This window comes from Dietzia sp. SYD-A1, assembly GCF_015356725.1.
Taxonomy (GTDB): Bacteria; Actinomycetota; Actinomycetes; order Mycobacteriales; family Mycobacteriaceae; genus Dietzia.
Window position 1 is genome coordinate 1 of record NZ_JADDKI010000522.1, and the last position, 1,117, is coordinate 1,117.

At 74.1% G+C, this 1,117-nt stretch carries 1 protein-coding gene; it reads left to right on the forward strand.

The window, feature by feature from the left end:
* A partial coding sequence (locus tag IY392_RS16415) for an MlaD family protein (protein ID WP_194861801.1) occupies positions 1–1,117 on the forward strand: 1,117 nt, incomplete at both ends.

The following is a 1,117-nucleotide window of genomic DNA, read 5'->3' on the forward strand; positions in this document are numbered from 1 at the left end:
TCCTCGACGCGGGGGCGACGGTGACGGCGGTGCTGCCCTCGGAGGCGGGCCGGGTCCCGGTCCACGCCCCCGTCCATCACCTGGGGGTGAAGGTGGGTGACGTGCGGTCGTCTCTGGGTGACAGTTCGGGTGACGACGACGAACCGGGCACCAGGATAGAGATGCTGATCGCCCCGGAGCACGCGGAGCGCATCCCCTCCGACGTCGTCGTCCGTGCGGTCCCGCGGACGCTGTTCGGCGACATGCGCCTGGACCTGGTGACCCCGGGCGTGCCCGGGACGACGCGCGCCGCCGGCGGGCTCGACAGCGGAGACGTCCTGGCCGCCGACCGCTCCGAGGAGGCCGTGCTCCTCTACGACGTGTTCACCCGCGCGAGCGACCTGCTGGTCTCCATCGAACCCGAGCGTCTTCAGGTCACGCTCACCGCACTCGATCGGGCCCTCGACGGTCGGGGCGAGATGCTGGGCAGGGTCATCGGGGACGTGGACCGGGCGGGTGAGCACCTGTCGCCCGCGCTGGAGGAGACCGCCGAGGCGTCCTCCGCGCTCGCCTACCTCACCGAGGACCTGGCCGCGGCCGGCCCGGCCATCGTCGAGACCCTGCAGGAGGCGACGCGACTCTCGCAGATCGTGGTGGGCCGCCCCGATTCGCTCGGGCGGCTGCTCGACGCGGGCCTGGCGGTCACCGGGTCGGGCGCGCACATGGCCGACCGGACCGTGACGGGTGCGATCCGACTGGTCGACGACACCGGGGTGGTGTTCGACCGGACCGCCCGGAACCCGCACGGGGTCATCCGGACCCTCTACGCCATGCGACCCATGGGGGAGGCCGGGGAGGCGGCGTTCTCCACGGGGCGGTTCGCCATCACGGCGGTCCCGTCGTTCTCCGACCCCATGCCGTACGGGCCCGAGGACTGCCCCCGCTATCCCGACCTGGCCGGGTCGACGTGTTCGGGTGTGGCGTCCCCCCACCGCAGGACCGGCCTCACGGTCTCCGCCGCCTCGGAGCGGGACCTCATCCGGGAACTCCAGGCGGCCGCCGCGTCCGAGCCCGGGTCGCCGGTGCCCCCGCCCGCCGATCCCGCGGTCGCGCCCGATGCCGCGGCGTGGACCATGCT